This window comes from Ruegeria sp. HKCCD7296 (genome assembly GCF_013110775.1).
Classification (GTDB): domain Bacteria; phylum Pseudomonadota; class Alphaproteobacteria; order Rhodobacterales; family Rhodobacteraceae; genus Ruegeria.
Genome location: NZ_WVRF01000002.1, coordinates 1 through 20,825 on the forward strand (window position 1 = coordinate 1; position 20,825 = coordinate 20,825).

The window sequence follows — 20,825 nt, forward strand, 5'->3', positions numbered from 1 at the left end:
AGACGATCTACGCCTATATCTACAGCTCCGAAGGCCAATCCGAACAACTGGCGCGCCATCTGCCGAGCCGACGCAAGAAACGCCGACCACGTTACGCCAGACGGCCCAGAGGTCAGGTTTTCCCACCGGATCGGTCCATTCACCAGCGCCCAGAATGTGTAAAAACACGCGAAGAATTCGGTGATTGGGAAGGCGATCTGATGATCTTCGAGCGTCACACTGGCAAAATGAATGTCGCCTCGTTGGTCGAGCGAAAGACCCGGTTCGCTGTTCTGTTCCGCAACAACGACCGCAGTTCAATGCATTTCATGAACAAACTGATGGATGTGATGGAACCCCTGCCCCAACCAGCACGACGCTCGATTACATTTGATCGGGGCTTTGAATTCCGAGAGTGGCGAAAGCTTAAATCCGGCATTGGCACGGAGAGTTGGTTTTGTGATCCGCAGGCACCGTGGCAGAAGGGATCGGTCGAGAATCTGAACAAGCGGGCCCGCCGATATCTTCCGCGCGACACCCAGCTCGCGGCGCTCTCAAATCGCAAAATGAAGGCGATTTGCGACCGCCTGAACGGAACCCCCAGAAAGTGCCTCGGATGGCAAACTCCAACCGAGGCATTCAGAGATGAATTGATGAAACTGAGATAGCGGAAAACGTCGCAACGACCCTTGAGACTTCTGCATGCACTTGCGACCATCTCGTCAAGAAGTTGTCGTAAGCTCTTGGTTTAAAAGACTCTCAGCTCAACCCAGTGCGTACCCCGCGCCGCGTACGGTCCGCACAGGATCTTCACCGCCATGTTGCGTCAACGCTTTGCGCAGCCGTCCAATGTGGACATCAACAGTTCGGGTATCTACATAGATGTCGCGGCCCCAAACGCGGTCCAATAACTGTTCGCGGCTCCAGACCCTGCCCGGCTTTTCCATGAAGGTGCTAAGCAAACGAAACTCGGTTGGACCGAGTTTCAAAGGTTTGCTGTCTCTGCTGACTTTGTGTGTCTCAGAATCCAGAACGATGTCGTCAAACTCCAGACGTATCCCAACCGTTGCCGGACGAACCCGGCGAAGCTGTGTGCGAACGCGCGCCATCAATTCGACAACAGAGTACGGTTTCACCACGTAGTCGTCCGCACCGGTTTCCAGACCACGCACTTTGTCGACTTCTTCAGTGCGCGCCGACAGCATGATAATCGGGATCGAACGTGTCTCGGGCCTGCTTTTAAGGCGGCGGCAAACTTCGATGCCGCTGAGGTTCGGCATCATCCAATCCAGAACGATGATGTCGGGGCAATCTTCATCCACCAGCAACATGGCCTCGTCGCCGCTGGCGGCTTTCGAGACGCGAAACCCTTCTGCTTCGAGGTTGTAGGCCAGCACTTCGCGTTGGGCCAGTTCATCCTCAACCACCAGAACTGTCGGTTGATCTGCGGACATCTCTGTCGTCTCCTACACGGTTTGCGACGTGGTGTCGGCCTTGGGCCGTGCCTCGGTTGGGCGTTCTCCGGTGACCAGATAGACCACCTGTTCGGCAATCGAGGTGACGTGATCGCCCATGCGTTCGATGTTCTTGGCGATGAAATGCAGGTGCATACAGGACGAGATATTGCGCGGATCCTCGGCCATGAAGGTCAAGAATTCGCGGAACAGACCGTTATACATCTGATCAACTTCTTCATCGCGGTTGATAACGTCGGTGGCAAGTTCGGCATCGCGCTGAATATAGGCATCCAGCGCATCGCGCAGCATGCGTTCAACTTCGCGCGCCATGCGGCGAAGGGCTGCAGCGCTGCCATTGATCTCGCCTGCATCAACCAGAACCGTGGTGCGCTTTGCGATATTCTTGGCATAGTCGCCGATCCGCTCAAGATTGCCCGAGACTTTCAGAACAGACAGCACCAACCGCAAGTCGCTGGCTGTGGGCGCACGCAGTGCGATCAGGCGCGCGGTTTCCTCGTCGATGATATCTTCCAGTGCATCAATGGCCTTGTCACCCTGCCGCACTTCTTGCGCCAGTTCCACATCACGGGTCTCGAGAGAGCGCGCGGCGCTCATGATGGCGGCTTCAACCAAGCCACCCATCTTCATGATATGCGCTTGGATCGCTTCCAGATCGCGGTCGAACGCAGACGCTATGTGTTGTTCGGTCAAATCGGACATTTCTGAATACCTGTGCTCAGCCGATACGGCCGGTGATGTAGCTTTCCGTGCGCGGATCTACGGGGTTGGTGAAGATCTGGCCGGTTTCTCCGAACTCGACCAGATTGCCCAGATGGAAGAAGGCGGTTTTCTGGCTGACCCGCGCAGCCTGCTGCATCGAGTGGGTCACGATAACCACCGAATAGCGCGAGCGCAGTTCGTCGATCAGCTCTTCGACTTGTGCGGTCGCAATCGGGTCCAACGCCGAGCATGGCTCGTCCATCAACAGAACTTCGGGTTCAGTCGCAACGGCGCGGGCGATGCACAGACGCTGTTGCTGACCACCCGACAGACCTGTTCCGGGCGCGTCCAGGCGGTCTTTAACCTCATCCCAGATCGCGCCGCGACGAAGGGATTTTTCAACGATTTCATCCAGTTCCGCTTTGTTCTTTGCAAGGCCGTGAATGCGCGGGCCATAAGCCACGTTGTCATAGATCGACTTGGGGAACGGGTTTGGCTTTTGGAACACCATGCCCACCTTGGCGCGCAACTGAACCGGGTCGACGCGCTTGTCATAGATGTCTTCGCCGTCCAGCAGGATATCGCCTTCGACCCGGCAGATGTCGATGGTGTCATTCATCCGGTTCAGACACCGCAGAAACGTGGATTTGCCACAGCCCGACGGGCCGATAAAGGCGGTCACAGTCTTGTCTTCAATCGCAACATCCACGTCTTTGATGGCATGGGTGTCGCCGTAATAGACCTGAACCTTTTTGGCGTTGATCTTGATGTCTTTGGAGTCCACGGCTCTCTCCACTCGTGTCATATCGTTCATTGGTGCCCCCTCTTACCAGCGGCGTTCAAAGCGGCGGCGCAGGATGATTGCGATGATATTCATGGTCAGCAGGAACATCAAAAGGATGATAATACCGCCCCATGCTTTCTCGTAGAACCCAACATCGGCACGCGCGGCCCAGGTGTAGATCTGCGCGGGCATGGCCGAGTTCGGCTCGGTAAAGCCAGCTACGAAGCCATCGGGATATCCGCGCGCCACAAAGCCTACCATGCCGATCAGAAGCAATGGTGCGGTCTCGCCCAGGGCTTGCGCCAGACCAATGATGGTGCCGGTCAGAATACCCGGTGCGGCCAGAGGCAAGACGTGGTGGAACACGGCCTGCATTTTCGAGGCCCCTACCCCCAACGCCGCGTCACGGATCGACGGGGGAACTGCCTTCAGCGAGGCTCGTGTCGAGATGATGATTGTCGGCAACGTCATCAGGGTCAGCACCAGACCACCGACCAAGGGCGCCGATTGCGGCAGATGCATAAACTGGATGAACACGGCCAGACCCAGAATACCGAACACAATCGACGGAACAGCGGCGAGGTTAGAGATATTCACCTCAATCAGGTCCGTAAACCGGTTCTGCGGTGCGAATTCCTCAAGGTAAATCGAAGCCGCGACACCGATGGGCAATGACAGCGCCAAAACCACCAGCATCATGAAGAACGAACCAACAACCGAAGCGCCGATGCCCGCCCCTCCGGGGTTGTCCACGCCCGAGTCTGCACCTGTAATGAAGGGCCAGTTAAATGCCTGTTTGATGATACCTGCCTCTTTCAGAGCATCGACCAGATCCAGGTCGCTAAGCTGCAGGAAGCGGCTGTCTTGCAGGGTGTCACGCGAAACGCGACCCTTGAAGTATCCGTCAACCCGGCTTGAGGCGGCCAGATCGAACTGTACCGCTTCCCCCAGTTTGTCTGGGTTGTCCGCGTAAAAGGTGCGGATCGTGCCACCCACTTTACCCAAAAGACGCTCAATCGCGTCCTGATCGAAATCGACGGTGACACCGCTTTCGGTCAACTGATCGTTCAGCGCACCGATAAACAGGTCGGAATAGGCTTTGGTCTTGAACAGAGTACCTTCTGCTTCGTCGCGTTGTGCCGGCGACAGAGTGAACTCGACGCTCACGACGGTACGCTGAAAGGCCGGGATGCCCTGCGACAAGATCGAAGCGAACAGCACGATCAGAAAGAAAAGCCCGGTCGCGATTGCAACGATACCATACGCGCGGAAACGCTTCTCTGCATTCGCACGCTTCTTTGTACGCGCGTCCGTGGCCATCAACGAAGACGCGTGACGGTCTGCGTTCGGGGTGTCCATGCTTGCGTCGGTCATTCGTACTGCTCCCGATACTTACGCACGATGTAGAGGGCAAAAACGTTGAGCCCCAGCGTGAGGATGAAAAGGGTCATGCCAAGGGCAAAGGCGACAAGCGCCTCGGGCGAGGCGAAGTCCGCGTCGCCGGTCAACTGGCTGACGATTTTGGCGGTGACGGTTGTCATCGCTTCAAAAGGATTGAGGCTGAGCCGGGCGGCGGCCCCTGCCCCCAAAACCACGATCATGGTTTCACCGATGGCGCGCGATGCCGCCAGCAGGATCGCACCCACGATACCGGGCAATGCGGCTGGCAGAACAACTTGGCGAATGGTCTCGGATTGGGTCGCACCCAAACCGTAAGATCCGTCGCGCATCGCCTGAGGTACCGCGTTGATGATGTCGTCAGACAGAGACGAAACAAATGGGATCAGCATGATCCCCATCACAATACCGGCGGTCATTACGGCTGTACCTGCCTTCATCCAGCCCAAACCGTTATCGCCGAACACGTCCAGCAAAAGCGGGCCGACAGTCAACAGGGCAAACAGACCGTAAACGATGGTCGGGATCCCGGCCAGAACCTCAAGCAGCGGCTTTGCGACAGAGCGCACGCGGGATGAGGCGTATTCGCTGAGGTAAATCGCGGCAAACAGTCCGATAGGAACAGCCACCAGCAGAGCCACCAGCGAGATATAGAACGTGCCCCACAGCAGAGGGATGATCCCCAGATCCGATGCGCCGCCGCGGCCCGAAAAGCTGGGCGCCCAGGTTGTCCCAAAGAAGAAGTCAGACGCGGGATAGAGCTTGAAGAACTCCCACGTGTTGAAAACCAGCGACAGAACGATTCCGATGGTCGTCAGAATCGCGATAGATGCCGCAGCCAGAAGCAGAAAGCGGATCCCCTGCTCGACCACGTTGCGGGCACGGTAGTCGGAATGTGTCTGAAACCAGCTAATTGCGGCTCCAATCAGAGCCACCAGAATGACCGCACCCGTCATGATCGCGTAACCGGTGGAATTCATGGCGCGGTAGCTTTGTGCAGCCCGCAGAACCGGTTGAGTGATATCGGACGTCACCACCTGCCCGGCATCTTTCAGGCGCTGCGTCACGTCGGTTACGTCCGCGCGCGCGTTGCGGGCCTGATCTTCCGAAAGCACGCCGGCGGCCACAGCGTTGTTCAGACCGTCCGCCGTGCGGCGTACTTCAGCCATAACCAGGCTTAGCGACGAGCCTTCTTTGACGGAAGTCTCTGGGATCATTTCGGAAACCTGAGACGACACGTATAGCGGCTGGGCCAGCAGCCAAATGATCAGCAGACCAAAGGCGGGTACAATCGCTTTAAGGGCTACATTTGCGCCGTAGTAAGTTGGCAGCGAATGCAGGTTCCGGCTGTCTCCGCCGGCGCTTTGCAAGGCGCGTGCGCGTCCTGACACATAACCGACTGCGGCGATCGCAAGCACGATCAGAAAGAGCCATAGTATCGGCATGACACCCCCGTAAGGTCTTGGCTGGGAATTTCGGAAAACACAGTTGGGGGCGGCATCAGTTGCCGCCCCCGGTCATTCAAGCCAAAGGCGGGATTAGCTGCCCGAACCCATGGTAACTTCGTTTGCGATGGCGTCCTGGGTCTTGGCCAGCTCAGGATCTGCAACCAGGCCGTAGTTGGCCAGAGGGCCGGAACCGCCTGCGATTTCATCAGCAGTAAAGAACTGTGCGTATTCTTTCAGGCCAGGGATCACGCCGATATGCGCTTTCTTGACGTAGAAGAACAGCGGACGCGACACAGGGTATTCACCCGACGCGATGGTCTCGGTCGACGGTGCGATACCGCCCATGGTGGCCACTTTCAGCTTGTCGGTGTTGTTCTCATAGAACGCCAGACCGAACACGCCGATGCCGTTGGGGTTGGTGTCGATACGCGCCAGAGTTTCGGTGTAGTCACCGTCGATGTCGACCGACTTACCGTCGGTGCGGACGTCCAGGCATGCGTCTTCTGCGTCATCTTCGCTCATGCCGCCTGCAACCATGGCTTCCATCGCGCCAGTGGCTTCGCAACCTTCCAGCAGAACCTTGTCTTCGAACACTTCACGGGTGCCGTGCTTGGTGCCCGGGATGAACATCGCGATTTCAACGTCCGGCAGATCGGCGTTGAACTCGGCCCAGCTGTTGAAGCTGTTGTCGACCAGTGCGCCGTCTTTCATGACTTTTGAACCGATGGCGTTGTAGATGTCAGCAGGCTCGAACGCGGTGAAGGCGGGGCCGGATTGCTGGCTGGCAAATACGATGCCATCATAACCGATGCGGACTTCCATGATGTCGGTCACGCCGTTTTCGGCACAGGCTTTGATTTCTTTTTCGCGGATTTTACGCGATGCGTTTGCAACGTCGATGGTGTTTTCGCCAACACCCTCACAGAAACGCTTCAGACCGGCCGAAGAGCCGCCGGATTCTACAACCGGGGTCGGGAAGTCGGTGTTTTCACCGAACAGTTCAGCAACAATCGAAGCATAAGGCAGAACGGTCGACGAACCGGCAACCTGTACGTTGTCACGGGCAGCAGCAGTGGTTGCCGAGACGGCAGCAATCGCCAGCGCAGAAGCCGACAGTTTGACAAAGGACATTTCAGTCTCCCTGAAAAGGTATGTTTGATCACCCCCATGATGATCCTGCGCGAACCCCTAGGCCGCATGCGTAAGCCTTTTGTGACAAGTGTGTAACGGTTTTATGACAACCTGCGTTTTGTAACGCTTTACGTGTCATAAAGTGATCCGACTGGGCGAAGCGGCGGTTTTTAAAGTCCGCTCTGGCAACGCGTCACCGTGGCAAAATCACCGTAAAAACAGAGCCTTTTCCCAACTCGCTCTCAACTCTTAGCCGTCCCCGGTGCCGGTTGACGATGTGTTTGACAATGGCAAGCCCAAGCCCTGTTCCCCCCAGTTGCCGGGATCTGTGGCTGTCCGCGCGATAGAATCGCTCTGTCAGACGTGGCAGATGAATCGGATCTATGCCGGGGCCTTTGTCGATGACCTGAACCCGCACCGACGGCCCCCTCAGCGCAGTGTCTCGTTCCATGGACAAAACGCGTACTGTCACGTTGCCGCCGCTGCCCCCGTATTTTATGCCGTTTTCGACGAGGTTGGTGAAAACCTGACGCAACTGGTCGCTGTCGCCGGTGACCGACACCGGTCCGTCCTGCGCTTCGAGTACCAAGGCCACGCCTGCGTCCTCGGCCAGAGGGCGCACTGAGTTCAGAATGGATTGTAACAGCCCCGTTAGTTCTAGCTGTTCAATGGGTCGGACGCGTTCTTCGCTTTCGACCCGATTGAGAGACAGAAGATCGCCAACCAATCGGTTCATTCTGTTGGCTTCATCCGTCATGATCTGAAGAAACCTCTCCCGCGCGCCTGGATCATCGCGCGCCGGGCCACGTAAGGTTTCGATAAAGCCCATCAACGCGGTCAGCGGGGTGCGCAACTCGTGGCTGACATTGGCCACAAAATCCCGCCGCATCTGGCTGGCGTGTTCCAGATGGGTGATGTCCTGAAATGAGGCCAAAACAGCCCCACCTGATACCGCGCCAACACCGTTCATATAGCGGCAATCAACCTCAAACGTCGTATCCTGCGCGCCGTCATTGGACAGGTGGCGCGTCTTTTTTGTGCTTTTGGTTTGGAGGCTTTGTTCAATGGCTTCCAATACCTGCGGTTGCCGCAGGATCGTGGCGAAGTGGCGTCCGACGATATTCTGACCAAGCAGAGTCTTTGCATCGGTATTGGCGGCAATGATCCGTTCCGTCTGATCCACCATCAGCGCGGGCATCGGAATCGCTTGGACAAATTCGTCTAACAGCTCGGTGGACATGACTTAAAACTCAATTGGCCCGAACGTCTTACGAGACAGGTTTTAAAGTTTTGCGAAACTTGCGCATGTTTTCCTGATAGTGAAGTGCGCTGAGTGTGATGCGTTGCGCCGATGCCTCGTCCAACTGTCGCACAACTTTGCCCGGCGCACCCATGACCAGCGAATTGTCTGGAATTTCTTTGCCCTCGGTGATCAGGGCCCCTGCCCCAATCAGACAATTTCGCCCGATCTTTGCGCCGTTCAAAATGATCGCGCCCATACCGATCAGTGAGTTGTCTCCAATTGTACAACCATGAAGCATGACCTTATGCCCGATCGTGCAGTTTGCCCCGATGGTCAAAGGAAAGCCCGCATCGATATGCATGACGCAATTCTCCTGCACGTTGCTTCCCGCGCCTACGCGGATTTCTTCGTGATCGGCGCGTATCGTACAGCCAAACCAAACCGAGGCACCCTGCTCCAACACCACTTTGCCAATCAGGTTGGCGTCGGGCGCGACCCATGTGTCCTCGTGTAAGTCCGGTGCGTGATCTCCCAAGGCGTAAACGGTCATGACAGGCCCTCGAACTCATTTTGCAATTTGCGCACATGCTGTTGCAGCTTTGGTTGCTGGATACGGCGCATTCGCTCGGCGCTGACAATGGTCTTCAGCTTTTCTTCGGTTGCCTCAAGATCATCATTAATCAGGACATAGTCGTAATAGCCCCAGTGGCTGATCTCATCCCAGCTTTTGAGCATGCGCTTGCCAATGACGTCATCGCTGTCCTGACCACGTGTCTCAAGACGGCGGCGCAGTTCGGGGATCGACGGTGGTAGAATGAAGATCGACAGGGCATGTTTGCCAAGGTCAGAGTTTCTGATCTGCACCTCACCTTGCCAATCAACGTCGAACAGAACATCCTTGCCAGTGTTGATCGAATTGCGCACGGGTTCTGCCGGTGAACCGTAGAAGTTTCCGAAAACATGGGCGTGCTCCAGCATCTGCCCTTCGGCCACTTGTTGCTTGAACTCGTCCTCTGACAGAAAGAAATACTCGCGCCCATGTTCTTCACCGGGACGCGGTGCGCGGGTCGTGGCCGAGATCGAGAATTCCAGATCTGTGTCCCAGGCCATCAGCCGTTTGGCCAACGTGGATTTGCCTGCCCCGGACGGAGAAGACAGGATGATTAAAAGGCCGCGGCGATCCGCCATGTCAGATGTTCCCATTCTTATTCTACGTTCTGCACTTGCTCGCGCATTTGATCGATCACCGCTTTTAGCTCAAGCCCAACAGCTGTCAGATCCGAGCTTTGGGCTTTGGAACACAGTGTGTTGGCTTCGCGGTTGAACTCCTGCATCAGGAAATCCAGCTTGCGGCCGACGGCACTGTTTTTCCCCAACAGATCGCGCGCGGCTTTGACATGTGCTGTTAATCGGTCGATTTCTTCCGTGATATCGGCCTTAACTGCGATCAGGGCCAATTCCTGCGCAACTCGTTCCGGGTCGGCGCCTTGTGAATTGTCCAGCACCCGCGCCAGATTTTCCCGCAAGGCCTGTGCCATATTATCCCTGCGATGTTCGGCCAGTTCTGCCGCTTTCGCGGTCAGCGTGGCGACCTGATCCAGTTGCGTGTTCAGAACCGCTGCCAACGCGGCGCCCTCTGTTCGGCGCATATCCAAGAACGCGTCGACAAGAGCGTCAAATTCAGCCGTGAGGTGGGCAACCAGTGGCCCCGGATCATCTGAATCCGATCCCGCATCCAGCATTCCCTTTAACGCCAACAGGTCTGAGGCCCGCGATGGGGCCAGAGTTATGCCACGCGCCGAGGCCATCTGTTCTGCCTGCTCAAGAGCGGTCAGCGCAGCGTTCATGGCTGTCTCGTTCAGAGCCAGTTCTGAGGCCGAGTCCTCGCGGTTCAGGCGCATCGACAGAGTAACATTCCCGCGGCTGAGGGATTTGGACAGTTTTGCCCGCAGCGCGGCCTCAAGCCCGGTCAGCCAATCCGGCACGCGCAGGCGCATGTCGAGCCCCTTGCCGTTCACACTGCGCAGTTCCCACGTCCAGCTATGTGGCCCGTGCTGCCCCTGTGCCGAGGCAAACCCGGTCATGGATCTGATCATACCCGCCCCTTCATTTGGCCCTGATGCGTCTCACTCATGTCGCACCTAATGCCATTGAACGGTGCAGGGCAAGTATTTGCTGAAAGCGCAATTGTTTGGTTCGAGTTAACCATTCGTTAAAGAATTGCTCCAAAATTGATTTAACCCGAGTCAAACTACCCAGAGCAATGGTTTGCAGGCTGCCGCTGCTCCCGATGTGTTGCATTTTAGAAAAATGGCAGCCTTTTGGCGTAAGGGTAAAGAAGATGAAAACCTTTTTCGGGATTGGTTCCGGGTCAGAATTTGGAAAGATCGTCGCAATGGATCGCTTTGACAATGGGCGCAGCCTTTCGCCGATCCGCCAGGCCGAGGCGTATTGGACCGCATTACTGAATCGTGACAGTGTCCCGATGCGGTCCCAGATTGACCCGCGCGGTCTGGAAAATATCCTGGAATACACGTTTATACTCGAGCGCATTGCGCCTGGCTTGGCCCGTTTTCGTCTAGCCGGAAGCCATTTGAACGCGCTTGCGGGTATGGAAGTGCGGGGTATGCCGTTGACTGCGTTCTTCCAGCCTGATGACCGCGCAGGCATTAAGGATGTTCTGGAACAAGTGTTCGCGGCCCCTGCTGTTGCCGAGTTGGGCATGACTTCGGGTGGAGTACTTGGTCGCACGCCTATGCAAGCCCGAATGATATTGCTGCCGCTGAAAAGTGATCTGGGCGATGTCAGCCGCGTTCTGGGCGTCATGATCGCTGACGGGGCAATTGGAAAAACGCCGCGGCGGTTTTCAATCTCGGATACGCGGATCAAAATGGTGTCTGACATTCACGTCCAAATCCCAGTGAAACCAACGCCGGCCCATGGGTTTGCGGAAGTCGAGGGAAAATTCAAACACCCTGCCAAGCATTTGCGATTGATCGTGTCACGGGACGATTAGCGTTTCCTGAAACGAAAAACAGCGGACCAAAGGCCCGCTGTTTAAATCTGTTTTTACGCGCTTAACTAGCGACGCGCTTGCTGCCGTTGCGGCGCAGATTTGTCAGTTCTTCTGCCACCAGGAAGGCCAGTTCCAGCGACTGTGACGCGTTCAGGCGCGGGTCGCAGGCGGTGTGATAGCGATCTGACAGATCTTCTTCGGTCACCGCGCGCACGCCGCCGGTGCATTCGGTCACATCCAGACCGGTCATCTCAAAATGCACGCCACCGGGGATGGTGCCTTCGGCCTGATGTACGCCAAAGAAGTCGCGCACCTCACGCAAGACTGAGTCGAACGGACGGGTCTTGTAACCGGTCGCCGATTTGATCGTGTTGCCGTGCATCGGATCACAAACCCAAGTGACCTTGGCCCCTTCTTCCTTCACAGCTTTGACCAGACGCGGCAGGTGCTCACCTGCTTTACCCGCACCAAAGCGCGCGATCAGGGTCAGGCGACCCTCTTCGTTTTCGGGGTTCAGTTTGGACATCAGAACCTTAAGGTCTTCCACGGTCGTTGTCGGACCACATTTCAGACCAATCGGGTTCAAAACTCCGCTGCAGAATTCAACATGCGCACCGTCGGGCTGACGTGTACGGTCGCCGATCCAGATCATGTGACCAGAACCAGCCAGCCAGTTGCCCGAGGTCGAATCCAGGCGCGTCAGCGCCTCTTCATATTCCAGCAGCAGCCCTTCGTGGCTGGTATAGAATTCGACGGTCGAGAATTCATGTGTGGTATCTGCCGTGATCCCGGCCGCTTCCATGAAGTCGATGGTGTCCTGAATACGATCGGCAATCTCGGAGTACTTCTGCACGTCCTGTTCATCTGTGAACCCAAGGGTCCACGAATGAACGCGGCTCATGTCCGCGAATCCACCGGTCGAAAAAGCCCGCAGCAGGTTCAGAGTGGCAGCAGCCTGTGTATAGGCTTGCAGCATCTTCTGAGGATTCGGGATGCGCGCTTCTGGTGTGAATGCCAATTCGTTGATGATGTCACCACGATAGCTGGGCAGTTCCACACCATCCACAACTTCGGTTGGTGCACTGCGCGGCTTGGCGAACTGACCGGCCATGCGGCCGACTTTGATCACCGGGACTTTTGCGCCATAGGTCAGAACCATTGCCATCTGCAGCATCACCTTAAAGGTGTCACGGATCGCATCCGCGCTGAATTGTTCAAAGCTTTCAGCACAATCCCCACCTTGCAGCAGGAAGGCCTCGCCGCGACCGGCGGCACCCAGATGTTGTTTGAGACGCCGCGCCTCACCGGCAAAGACCAGCGGGGGATACTGTGAAAGCTGGGCCTCGACCTTGGCCAGAGCGGCCGAGTCGGTATAGTCTGGCATCTGAACCCGGGGCTTGTTGCGCCAGTTCGATTTTTGCCATTCGGTCATAGCTTTGATCTCCGCTGAAGTGTTCAGGTGGCCTCTATACAAAATGCTTTGAAGAGTGACCATATCCCATTTGCGCCTCTTGACGGCGCAAACAAGCTTTGATCATGGTGAACTCTAAATATGTCGCTGGATAAGGCTGTATTCAGTGCCAAAGTAAGGACAACCCGCCATGCAAGTGCAACGCCAGGCAGTCACAGTGGAAAACGCTGAGGCCATCCCGCGCCATTATGTTTTTGTTCTTCTGGACAAGTTCTCGTTGCTATCATTTGCTTCGGCTCTTGATAGTTTGCGGATCGCAAACCGTATGGCAGACCAGGAATTGTATACTTGGACACTGTCTGGAGAAGGCGGCGGCACGGTCAAATGCTCGGCTGGAACCGAGTTCAAACTCGACACGGATCTAGAAGAACTGCAGCGCGATGATGTCGTCCTCATCTGCGGAGGCGTAAACGTTCAAACAGCGACCACAAAACGCGTCCTGAACTGGGTTCGTCGCGAGGCGCGGCGCGGCCTTCGAATCGGTGGTCTGTGTACTGCCGCGTATACGCTTGCCAAGGCAGGGTTGCTGGACAACAAGAAGGCGACGATTCACTGGGAAAACTCTGACAGTTTTATCGAGGAATTCGATGAGGTCGAACTGACGAAATCGGTTTTTCAGGTTGACGGCAACCGCATGACAACTGCTGGCGGCACATCCTCGATAGACTTGTCGCTTAAACTGATTGCGGATGATTTTGGCGAAGAATTGGCCAATGCCGTAGCGGACCAGATGATCTATTCGTCCATCCGTACTGATCAGGACACGCAACGTTTGTCGACACCGACGCGGATCGGCGTGCGACATCCAAAGCTGAGCCAGGTCATTTTGATGATGGAAAAAAACATCGAAGAGCCAATCTCGCCTTCTATTTTGGCCAAAGATGTCGGCATGTCGACCCGCCAGCTAGAGCGTCTATTCCGCAGGTATCTCAGCCGTTCCCCTAAACGCTACTACATGGAACTGCGACTGCACAAAGCGCGGAATCTTCTTATGCAGACGGATATGAGCGTCATCAACGTTGCGCTTGCATGTGGGTTCGCCAGCCCTTCGCATTTCTCGAAATGCTACAGGGCACATTATAATACGACACCCTACCGGGAACGTGGCGCGCAGAGCACGCGATTGTCGGTTTAGCCCTGCGGGGTCATGCGGTACACCGCGCCCTGCCCGACTGAAATGAACCAGATCGAACCATCCGGTGCTTCAACGATATCGCGCACACGTTCGGTTTCCGGCCCTTTGATCTGTTCGACCTCACGCAGAGACTTTCCGGCAAGTCGCGCGATATAGTCGAATTTCAGAGACCCGACAAAGATATTCCCCTTCCATTGGGGCCAGAGTTTGCCGGAATACACCAACAAACCCGAAGGCGCGATGGACGGATCCCAATACAACTCGGGCTGCTCCATGCCGGCTTTGGACGTACCTTCGCCAATTTTTTGGCCGGAATAATGCGTGCCGTAAGAAATGACCGGCCACCCGTAATTGCGGCCCGCGCGGGGTTGGTTGATCTCATCGCCTCCGCGAGCGCCGTGTTCCGAAACCCACAGCCTCCCCTGCGCGTCCAGTGCAGCTCCCTGCGGGTTGCGGTGGCCGAAGGACCAGATTTCAGGTTTGATGTTTGATTGCCCGACAAAAGGGTTGTCTACAGGGATCGATCCATTCCGGTTTATCCGAATGACCGACCCCATCGGAGAAGACCGGTCCTGTGCGTTGTCGGGCTGGCCGCGATCGCCAATGGTTACAAAAAACGTTCCATCCTGTGCTTCGACGATGCGGCTGCCAAAATGCCGCCCGCCGGAACCGCCGGGTGTTGCTTCGTAGATCACCCGAACGTTGGTCAGACGTTTACCGTTCTCCGACAGCCGCCCAACGGCAATGGCAGTGCCAGCGCCCCCGTTTTGAGGCTTTGAGAAGCTCAGAAATACCTCGCGGCTTTGTCGAAAATCGCGTGGAACCGTCACATCAAGCAACCCACCTTGCCCTCTGGCGGCAACTTTCGGAACGCCCCGCACAGTGGTCGCCTTACCATTCTGAACAAACAGCAAATCTCCGTCCCGCTCGGTGATCAGGAACGCCCCATCCGGCAAGACTCCGACGGCCCAGGGCGTATCGAGACCGCTTACCATCTTGGTCAGTTCAATGCCTCCGGCGGACGTTGACAGGGTTTGTGCGGCAACTGAGAACGCATTGAGCGTGAAAAACAGAAGTGTAACAATGCGAAGCATGTCGGCCCCTTTCGGCGGCAATCACGGAAGAGTTTCTAACAAAACAGTTAGTTTCCCAAACGGTAAAAACACGTTTGCGTTAGGACTTTTCTTTTCCAAACAGCTTGCCTAGGGTCGAGGCCAGAACAAAGACGTTCAATACAGGGAGTAAACATATGAAAAAGCTGCTGACTGCTACTGCAGCCACCGCCTTGCTTGCGGGAACCGCCATGGCCGAGGATGTGAAGCTGGGCGTGCTGTTTGGCTTTACCGGCCCAATCGAATCGCTGGCACCGGCAATGGGCTCTGGCGCCGAAATGGCGATGGCCGAAGTCACCGAGTCCGGCAAGCTGCTGGATGGTGCAACCGTCACCGGAATGCGTGCCGATACAGGCTGTATCGACAACGGTCTGGCCACCTCGAACGGTGAGCGCATGATTGCGGATGGTGTCGCCGGTATCATCGGTGGTGACTGCTCGGGCGTGACCGGTGCGATCCTGCAGAACGTCGCGATTCCGAATGGTATGGTTATGATCTCGCCGTCGGCCACCTCGCCCGGCCTGTCGACCATGGAGGATAACGGCCTGTTCTTCCGCACCGCTCCGTCGGATGCGCGTGAAGGTCAGGTTATGGCGGACATCCTGAATGACCGCGGCATCAGCTCGATTGCTCTGACCTACACCAACAACGACTATGGCAAGGGTCTCGCGGACGCGATTCAGTCGTCTTTCGAGGCATCGGGCGGCGAAGTGACGATTGTTGCGGCACACGAAGACGGTAAGGCCGACTATTCGGCTGAAGTGGGCGCGCTGGCCTCGGCCGGTGGTGACATTCTGGTCGTTGCAGGCTATCTGGACCAGGGTGGTCTGGGCATCATCCAGTCTGCACTGGACAGCGGTGCCTTTGATACATTCGGCCTGCCAGGCGGTATGATCGGTGACTCGCTGCCTGCAAATGTTGGCCCCGACCTGAATGGTTCGTTCGGTCAGATCGCCGGATCCGGCGGTGAAGGTGCCGAGAAGTACTTTGCCATGGCAGAAGCCGCTGGCTTCGACGGCTCGTCACCTTACTCGCCCGAAAGCTATGACGCGGCCGCGCTGTTCATGCTGGCGATGCAGGCCGCAGGGTCAACCAACCCGGCCGATTATGGTTCAAAAGTCTTGGACGTCGCTAACGCTCCGGGTGAAAAGATCTATCCGGGTGAGCTGGCCAAGGGTTTGGAACTGCTGGCTGCTGGTCAAGACATCGACTATGTCGGCGCGTCTGGCGTTGAGCTGATCGGCCCCGGTGAAAGCGCGGGTTCCTATCGCGAAATCGAAGTGACCGACGGCGAAAACAAGACCGTCAACTTCCGTTGATCCAACGTTAAAAACCATAAAAACAAGCAGCCCGGTCCTTGTGTCCGGGCTGTTTCAATGACAAAAGGCTGCACCTCGTTTCACGGGGCAAAGGCAAGGGGATAACATGATCGTCGTCGAAGACGTGCATAAGCATTTCGGCGGGTTTCACGCGGTGGACGGGGCATCGCTGGAAATCCAAAAAGGGTCGATCACCGGCCTGATCGGGCCGAACGGTGCAGGAAAAACCACTCTGTTCAATGTGATCGCGGGCGTTTTGCCGCCAACCAGCGGCAAGGTCTTTATGGATGGTGAGGATATCACCGGCCTGCCCCCTCATGAGTTGTTTCACAAAGGTCTGTTGCGCACCTTCCAGATCGCGCATGAGTTTTCATCGATGAGCTGTCGCGAGAACCTGATGATGGTGCCCGGTGCGCAATCGGGTGAATCGCTGTGGAACACCTGGTTTGGCCGAAAGCGCATCGCGGATGAAGAACGCGCGCTGCGTGCTAAGGCAGACGAGGTGCTAGAGTTTCTGACCATCGAGCATCTGGCCGATCACAAGGCCGGTCAGGTTTCGGGCGGACAGAAGAAACTGCTGGAGCTTGGCCGCACCATGATGGTCGACGCCAAGATCGTGTTCCTGGACGAGGTCGGCGCAGGCGTGAACCGTACCCTGCTGATGACCATTGCCGACACCATCCTGCGCCTGAACAAGGAACGCGGCTACACCTTCGTGGTCATCGAACATGACATGGATTTCATCGGCAAAATCTGCGACCCGGTCATCTGTATGGCCGAGGGCAAGGTTCTGGCCGAAGGCACTTTGGACGAGATCAAGGCAAACGAGCACGTGATCGAAGCTTATCTGGGCACCGGCCTGAAGAATAAAGACAAGCTGGAGGCAGGCGCGTGAGCGACAATCCTTATCACGACGACAAGGGGAACAAGGACGCCTCTATCACCAATACGCACGGGGCTGGTACGATGATGCCAGCGAATTCAGCAAGCGGTGAAGCGCGTTACGTTGGCGGCGGCCCTTTTCTGATCGGCGACACAATGACCGGCGGTTACGGCAAAGGTCCGGACATCCTGCATGACTGCACCATTGCCGTCGACAAGGGTGAGATCGCGGTGATCGTTGGCCCCAACGGTGCGGGCAAGTCCACGGCGATGAAGGCTGTGTTCGGCATGCTGGACGTACGTGCCGGTTCGGTGCGGCTGGACGGTGAAGACATCACCAAGCTGTCACCGCAGGACCGGGTGATCAAAGGTATGGGTTTTGTGCCGCAAACCTCGAATATCTTCACGTCCATGACGGTGGAAGAGAACCTTGAAATGGGTGCGTTCATCCGCCGTGACGATATCACTGAGACAATGGAACAGGTTTATGACCTCTTCCCAATCCTGCGCGACAAACGCAATCAGGCCGCCGGAGAACTGTCGGGCGGTCAACGCCAACAGGTCGCCGTAGGCCGCGCGCTGATGACCCAGCCGAAGGTGCTGATGCTGGACGAACCCACTGCCGGTGTCTCGCCCATCGTGATGGATGAGCTGTTTGATCGGATTATCGAGGTTTCCCGCACCGGGTTGCCAATCCTGATGGTAGAACAGAACGCCCGCCAGGCACTGGAGATTGCGGACAAGGGATATGTGCTGGTTCAGGGACGGAATGCCTATACCGGCACGGGCAAAGAACTGCTGGCCGATCCCGAAGTGCGCAAGAGTTTCTTGGGGGGGTGAGGATGCAATCAATTTACCCAATTGCACTCGCTACCGTTACAGCCAGCCCTGTATTCGCATTCGAAGAAGCAATTGACTACGCGCTCACGCTGGACTGTCGAAGCGTTTCAATATGCGAAATCGCCGATGAATGTAAAAGTATGGCGCGCGCGCTTCAGTTTCCCTTGGTCAGACATGATGGAAATGAAGGTGCCTATTTGGGTCATTCGCCCGCCGAGAATGGCTACTATACAAAAATTCAGCTGCTCGACGAAGGCTTTCACGGGAAACCCAACCACGACTTTTCGACATCAGTACCCGATGATCACGCAGTTGACTTTCGAGGCGGTGACGAGTTCGAACTCGAAAGCGGCGTGCTGTTTCTAGCCTACGTTCCACGCGGATACGAATGGATCGAGCGGAACTTCAAAAATACTAGTCTCTCCGAATTTCTTGTAGAGTTTCAGGGGTGTGAAAGCAACTAATGGACTTCCTCAACGCCCTTGTGGCGCTCTCCAACTTCGTCCTTGTTCCCGCAATCGCCTATGGTAGCCAATTGGCGCTGGGGGCATTGGGGGTAACGCTGATCTATGGCATCCTGCGGTTTTCGAACTTTGCCCATGGCGACACGATGGCTTTTGGCGCGATGATCGCTGTTCTGGTCACGTGGGGCTTACAAGCCGCCGGGGTCAGTTTTGGGCCGCTGCCAACCGCCCTGCTCGCCCTGCCTTTTGCCATTCTGGGCTGCATCGTTCTGGTGTTGATCACCGACCGGCTTGTCTATCGGTTTTACCGGGAACAAAAGGCCAAGCCGGTGATCCTCGTGATCGTCTCGATGGGCGTTATGTTCATCATGAACGGCCTTGTCCGCTTTATCATTGGGCCAGATGATCAGAGGTTCTCGGACGGTGCGCGGTTCATTATCTCGGCGCGCGATTTCAAGGCACTGACTGGGCTGCGTGAGGGGCTTGCGATCAAGACCTCTCAGGGTATCACCGTGATTGTGGCTGTTGTCGCCGTGGCGTTGCTGTTCTGGTTCCTCAACAAGACCCGCACAGGCAAGTCCATGCGAGCCTATTCGGATAACGAGGATCTGGCGTTATTGTCCGGCATCAACCCCGAGCGTGTTGTGATGATCACATGGATCATCGTCGCTGCATTAGCGACTACGGCCGGGGTGCTCTACGGTCTCGACAAGAGCTTTAAACCCTTCGTCTATTTCCAGCTTCTGCTGCCGATATTTGCCTCGGCCATCGTGGGCGGACTTGGTAATCCTCTGGGTGCCATCGCAGGTGGGTTCATCATCGCGTTTTCCGAGGTGACCATCACCTATGCTTGGAAGAAGGTGCTGACCTACCTGGCTCCAGAAAACTTGGAACCCTCAGGCTTGGTCCAGTTCCTGTCCACCGACTACAAATTTGCCGTCAGCTTCGTCATTCTGCTGATTGTGCTTCTGTTTAAGCCCACGGGCCTGTTCAAGGGGAAAGCGGTATGACCGAGTCTGTCAAAAACACGCTGCTTTTTGCTGTTGTCGCCGGTTTGATCCTTCTGACAGGGTTCACTCAGAGCTGGAACACCGCCATCCTGATCCTGAACATGGGGCTGATCTCGGCCATCATGGCCATTGGGGTCAACCTGCAATGGGGCTTTGCGGGCCTATTTAATGTGGGTGTGATGGGCTTCGTCGCGCTCGGCGGTCTGGCCGTGGTTCTGGTATCAACACCGCCCACCCCGGGGGCCTGGAGCGCTGGCGGTTACGGGATTGTATTGTCACTGCTGTTGGGGGCCGCGACCGTTGTGGCTGCTGTTCTGGTGGCGACCAAGATGCCAAAAGGCCGGGCGCAAACCCTTACCATCATCGCTGTTCTGGTCGTGGGCTTCTTTGTCTACCGCGCAGTTTTTGATCCCAATGTTGCAGCTGTCGAAGCCATTGATCCCGCGATTGCAGGCAATATCGGCGGTCTGAACCTTCCGGTTCTGCTGGCCTGGCCTGCCGGTGGATTGCTTGCGGCGGGCGCTGCATGGCTGATCGGCAAGACGGCGTTGGGTCTGCGGTCGGATTACCTGGCCATTGCGACGCTGGGCATTGCCGAGATCATCATCGCCGTCATGAAGAACGAAGACTGGTTGGCCCGGGGTGTGAAAAACGTCTACGGTATCCCGCGCCCGTCTCCTGTCGTCGGTTACGAAGTTGAGTTGCAGCAAGACCCCACGTTCCTGGCCCGTGCAGAGTGGTTTGGACTTGATCCGGTCACGGCCTCTACCCTTTCGGTCAAGTTGGGTTATTCGCTACTGTTCCTGATCGTCTTGCTGGCGCTGCTGTGGATGGCCCAGATGGCGTTGAAAAGCCCGTGGGGCCGTATGATGCGCGCGATCCGCGACAATGAGGTCGCGGCCGAGGCGATGGGCAAGGACGTGACCCGCCGCCATCTGCAAATCTTTGTTCTGGGGTCGGCCATCTGCGGGATCGCAGGGGCGATGATGACAACGCTGGACGGTCAGTTGACGCCAAGCGCCTACCAGCCTCTGCGCTTTACCTTTCTGGTTTGGGTGATGGTGATTGTTGGCGGATCGGGAAACAACTTCGGGTCCGTTCTTGGCGCGTTTCTGATCTGGTTTTTATGGGTTCAGGTTGAACCAATCGGCCTATGGCTGATGAACCTGATCACCGCAGGTATGCCGGATGGAAGTTGGTTGAAAGCGCATCTGGTCGAAAGCGCTGCCCATATGCGCTTGTTCACTATGGGTCTTATCCTGTTGATTGTTCTCAGATTCAGCCCAAGGGGCCTGATCCCCGAAAAATAGGACTTATCCATAACCATTTCGTGAAGCCGCGCCGGCACTTCGGCGCGGTTTCTTGATTCTTGGCGTTTTTTTGAATAAACGGACCCACCGCAGTGTTTTTCTTCTG

At 56.5% G+C, this 20,825-nt stretch carries 21 protein-coding genes; 9 read left to right on the forward strand and 12 right to left on the reverse strand.

Annotation, left to right across the window (positions count from 1 at the left end):
* Positions 1–647 (forward strand): IS30 family transposase (locus GS632_RS02740; RefSeq protein ID WP_171721416.1); only part of this gene is annotated, 647 nt, incomplete at its 5' end.
* A 96-nt stretch (positions 648–743) separates the two neighbouring features.
* On the opposite strand, the gene phoB is transcribed toward GS632_RS02740, so the two are convergent.
* The 10 genes from phoB to GS632_RS02790 all read right to left on the reverse strand — a co-directional run bounded on the left by phoB (position 744) and on the right by GS632_RS02790 (position 10,256).
* On the reverse strand, positions 744–1,433 hold the full coding sequence (gene phoB, locus GS632_RS02745) for a phosphate regulon transcriptional regulator PhoB (RefSeq protein ID WP_171090046.1): 690 nt from the start codon (positions 1,431–1,433) through the stop codon (positions 744–746).
* 12 nt (positions 1,434–1,445) lie between these two features.
* Positions 1,446–2,147: a phosphate signaling complex protein PhoU gene (gene phoU, locus GS632_RS02750; protein WP_171234567.1), complete on the reverse strand. Its 702-nt coding sequence runs from the start codon at positions 2,145–2,147 to the stop codon at positions 1,446–1,448.
* A 25-nt stretch (positions 2,148–2,172) separates the two neighbouring features.
* Positions 2,173–2,970 (reverse strand): phosphate ABC transporter ATP-binding protein PstB, encoded by a 798-nt coding sequence (gene pstB, locus GS632_RS02755; RefSeq protein ID WP_171090042.1) that lies wholly within the window; start codon positions 2,968–2,970, stop codon positions 2,173–2,175.
* A gap of 12 nt (positions 2,971–2,982) precedes the next feature.
* The gene (pstA, locus tag GS632_RS02760; RefSeq protein ID WP_171238856.1) at positions 2,983–4,314 is read right to left on the reverse strand and encodes a phosphate ABC transporter permease PstA; all 1,332 of its coding nucleotides are present in this window, start codon (positions 4,312–4,314) and stop codon (positions 2,983–2,985) included.
* The gene (gene pstC, locus GS632_RS02765) at positions 4,311–5,783 is read right to left on the reverse strand and encodes a phosphate ABC transporter permease subunit PstC (protein ID WP_171238857.1); all 1,473 of its coding nucleotides are present in this window, start codon (positions 5,781–5,783) and stop codon (positions 4,311–4,313) included. Before pstC ends, pstA begins: the two co-directional genes overlap by 4 nt.
* A gap of 93 nt (positions 5,784–5,876) precedes the next feature.
* Positions 5,877–6,917, reverse strand: coding sequence for a substrate-binding domain-containing protein (locus GS632_RS02770; protein ID WP_171090036.1), 1,041 nt, complete (start codon positions 6,915–6,917; stop codon positions 5,877–5,879).
* Between the two features lie 193 nt (positions 6,918–7,110).
* Entirely contained in the window at positions 7,111–8,157 is a 1,047-nt protein-coding gene (locus GS632_RS02775; protein ID WP_171238858.1) for an ATP-binding protein, read from the reverse strand.
* A 28-nt stretch (positions 8,158–8,185) separates the two neighbouring features.
* Entirely contained in the window at positions 8,186–8,710 is a 525-nt protein-coding gene (locus tag GS632_RS02780) for a gamma carbonic anhydrase family protein (RefSeq protein WP_171174017.1), read from the reverse strand.
* Complete coding sequence (gene gmk / locus GS632_RS02785; RefSeq protein ID WP_171090030.1) at positions 8,707–9,348, reverse strand: guanylate kinase; 642 nt, start codon at positions 9,346–9,348, stop codon at positions 8,707–8,709. The genes GS632_RS02780 and gmk overlap by 4 nt, the downstream gene beginning before the upstream one ends.
* 17 nt (positions 9,349–9,365) lie before the next feature.
* The gene (locus GS632_RS02790) at positions 9,366–10,256 is read right to left on the reverse strand and encodes a YicC/YloC family endoribonuclease (RefSeq protein WP_171238859.1); all 891 of its coding nucleotides are present in this window, start codon (positions 10,254–10,256) and stop codon (positions 9,366–9,368) included.
* A 245-nt stretch (positions 10,257–10,501) separates the two neighbouring features.
* Here GS632_RS02790 and GS632_RS02795 point away from each other — a divergent pair, with 245 nt between their 5' ends.
* Positions 10,502–11,176, forward strand: coding sequence for a PAS domain-containing protein (locus tag GS632_RS02795; RefSeq protein WP_171174021.1), 675 nt, complete (start codon positions 10,502–10,504; stop codon positions 11,174–11,176).
* Positions 11,177–11,237: 61 nt separating this feature from the next.
* Here GS632_RS02795 and GS632_RS02800 read toward each other — a convergent pair whose 3' ends face one another.
* On the reverse strand, positions 11,238–12,608 hold the full coding sequence (locus GS632_RS02800) for a class II 3-deoxy-7-phosphoheptulonate synthase (RefSeq protein ID WP_171174023.1): 1,371 nt from the start codon (positions 12,606–12,608) through the stop codon (positions 11,238–11,240).
* Between the two features lie 169 nt (positions 12,609–12,777).
* Between GS632_RS02800 and GS632_RS02805 the strand changes: the two genes are divergently transcribed.
* On the forward strand, positions 12,778–13,782 hold the full coding sequence (locus GS632_RS02805) for a GlxA family transcriptional regulator (RefSeq protein WP_171174025.1): 1,005 nt from the start codon (positions 12,778–12,780) through the stop codon (positions 13,780–13,782).
* Here GS632_RS02805 and GS632_RS02810 read toward each other — a convergent pair.
* Positions 13,779–14,876, reverse strand: a complete 1,098-nt coding sequence (locus GS632_RS02810) for a PQQ-dependent sugar dehydrogenase (RefSeq protein ID WP_171174027.1) — start codon at positions 14,874–14,876, stop codon at positions 13,779–13,781. The genes GS632_RS02805 and GS632_RS02810 overlap by 4 nt on opposite strands.
* A gap of 155 nt (positions 14,877–15,031) precedes the next feature.
* Here GS632_RS02810 and GS632_RS02815 point away from each other — a divergent pair, with 155 nt between their 5' ends.
* The 6 genes from GS632_RS02815 (at position 15,032) to GS632_RS02840 (ending at position 20,719) form a co-directional block, all read left to right on the forward strand.
* Positions 15,032–16,213 carry an ABC transporter substrate-binding protein gene (locus GS632_RS02815; RefSeq protein ID WP_171174029.1) on the forward strand — a complete coding sequence of 394 codons (1,182 nt, stop codon included), beginning with the start codon at positions 15,032–15,034 and terminating at the stop codon, positions 16,211–16,213.
* A gap of 106 nt (positions 16,214–16,319) precedes the next feature.
* Complete coding sequence (locus GS632_RS02820) at positions 16,320–17,108, forward strand: ABC transporter ATP-binding protein (protein ID WP_171174031.1); 789 nt, start codon at positions 16,320–16,322, stop codon at positions 17,106–17,108.
* Positions 17,105–17,935, forward strand: a complete 831-nt coding sequence (locus GS632_RS02825; RefSeq protein ID WP_171238861.1) for an ABC transporter ATP-binding protein — start codon at positions 17,105–17,107, stop codon at positions 17,933–17,935. The genes GS632_RS02820 and GS632_RS02825 overlap by 4 nt, the downstream gene beginning before the upstream one ends.
* 2 nt (positions 17,936–17,937) lie before the next feature.
* Positions 17,938–18,399 (forward strand): hypothetical protein, encoded by a 462-nt coding sequence (locus GS632_RS02830; RefSeq protein ID WP_171721415.1) that lies wholly within the window; start codon positions 17,938–17,940, stop codon positions 18,397–18,399.
* Positions 18,399–19,409 (forward strand): branched-chain amino acid ABC transporter permease, encoded by a 1,011-nt coding sequence (locus GS632_RS02835; RefSeq protein WP_171238863.1) that lies wholly within the window; start codon positions 18,399–18,401, stop codon positions 19,407–19,409. The genes GS632_RS02830 and GS632_RS02835 overlap by 1 nt, the downstream gene beginning before the upstream one ends.
* Positions 19,406–20,719 (forward strand): branched-chain amino acid ABC transporter permease, encoded by a 1,314-nt coding sequence (locus GS632_RS02840; protein WP_171238864.1) that lies wholly within the window; start codon positions 19,406–19,408, stop codon positions 20,717–20,719. The genes GS632_RS02835 and GS632_RS02840 overlap by 4 nt, the downstream gene beginning before the upstream one ends.
* Positions 20,720–20,825 lie beyond the last annotated feature (106 nt).

Bases quoted from the DNA above. Each gene is read 5' to 3' on its own strand.
- phoB (WP_171090046.1), bottom strand. From the start codon at position 1,433: ATGTCCGCAGATCAACCGACAGTTCTGGTGGTTGAGGATGAACTGGCC.
- pstB (WP_171090042.1), bottom strand. From the start codon at position 2,970: ATGAACGATATGACACGAGTGGAGAGAGCCGTGGACTCCAAAGACATC.
- pstA (WP_171238856.1), bottom strand. From the start codon at position 4,314: ATGACCGACGCAAGCATGGACACCCCGAACGCAGACCGTCACGCGTCT.
- pstC (WP_171238857.1), bottom strand. From the start codon at position 5,783: ATGCCGATACTATGGCTCTTTCTGATCGTGCTTGCGATCGCCGCAGTC.
- GS632_RS02770 (WP_171090036.1), bottom strand. From the start codon at position 6,917: ATGTCCTTTGTCAAACTGTCGGCTTCTGCGCTGGCGATTGCTGCCGTC.
- GS632_RS02775 (WP_171238858.1), bottom strand. From the start codon at position 8,157: ATGTCCACCGAGCTGTTAGACGAATTTGTCCAAGCGATTCCGATGCCC.
- GS632_RS02780 (WP_171174017.1), bottom strand. From the start codon at position 8,710: ATGACCGTTTACGCCTTGGGAGATCACGCACCGGACTTACACGAGGAC.
- gmk (WP_171090030.1), bottom strand. From the start codon at position 9,348: ATGGCGGATCGCCGCGGCCTTTTAATCATCCTGTCTTCTCCGTCCGGG.
- GS632_RS02790 (WP_171238859.1), bottom strand. From the start codon at position 10,256: ATGATCAGATCCATGACCGGGTTTGCCTCGGCACAGGGGCAGCACGGG.
- GS632_RS02795 (WP_171174021.1), top strand. From the start codon at position 10,502: ATGAAAACCTTTTTCGGGATTGGTTCCGGGTCAGAATTTGGAAAGATC.
- GS632_RS02800 (WP_171174023.1), bottom strand. From the start codon at position 12,608: ATGACCGAATGGCAAAAATCGAACTGGCGCAACAAGCCCCGGGTTCAG.
- GS632_RS02805 (WP_171174025.1), top strand. From the start codon at position 12,778: ATGCAAGTGCAACGCCAGGCAGTCACAGTGGAAAACGCTGAGGCCATC.
- GS632_RS02810 (WP_171174027.1), bottom strand. From the start codon at position 14,876: ATGCTTCGCATTGTTACACTTCTGTTTTTCACGCTCAATGCGTTCTCA.
- GS632_RS02815 (WP_171174029.1), top strand. From the start codon at position 15,032: ATGAAAAAGCTGCTGACTGCTACTGCAGCCACCGCCTTGCTTGCGGGA.
- GS632_RS02820 (WP_171174031.1), top strand. From the start codon at position 16,320: ATGATCGTCGTCGAAGACGTGCATAAGCATTTCGGCGGGTTTCACGCG.
- GS632_RS02830 (WP_171721415.1), top strand. From the start codon at position 17,938: ATGCAATCAATTTACCCAATTGCACTCGCTACCGTTACAGCCAGCCCT.
- GS632_RS02835 (WP_171238863.1), top strand. From the start codon at position 18,399: ATGGACTTCCTCAACGCCCTTGTGGCGCTCTCCAACTTCGTCCTTGTT.
- GS632_RS02840 (WP_171238864.1), top strand. From the start codon at position 19,406: ATGACCGAGTCTGTCAAAAACACGCTGCTTTTTGCTGTTGTCGCCGGT.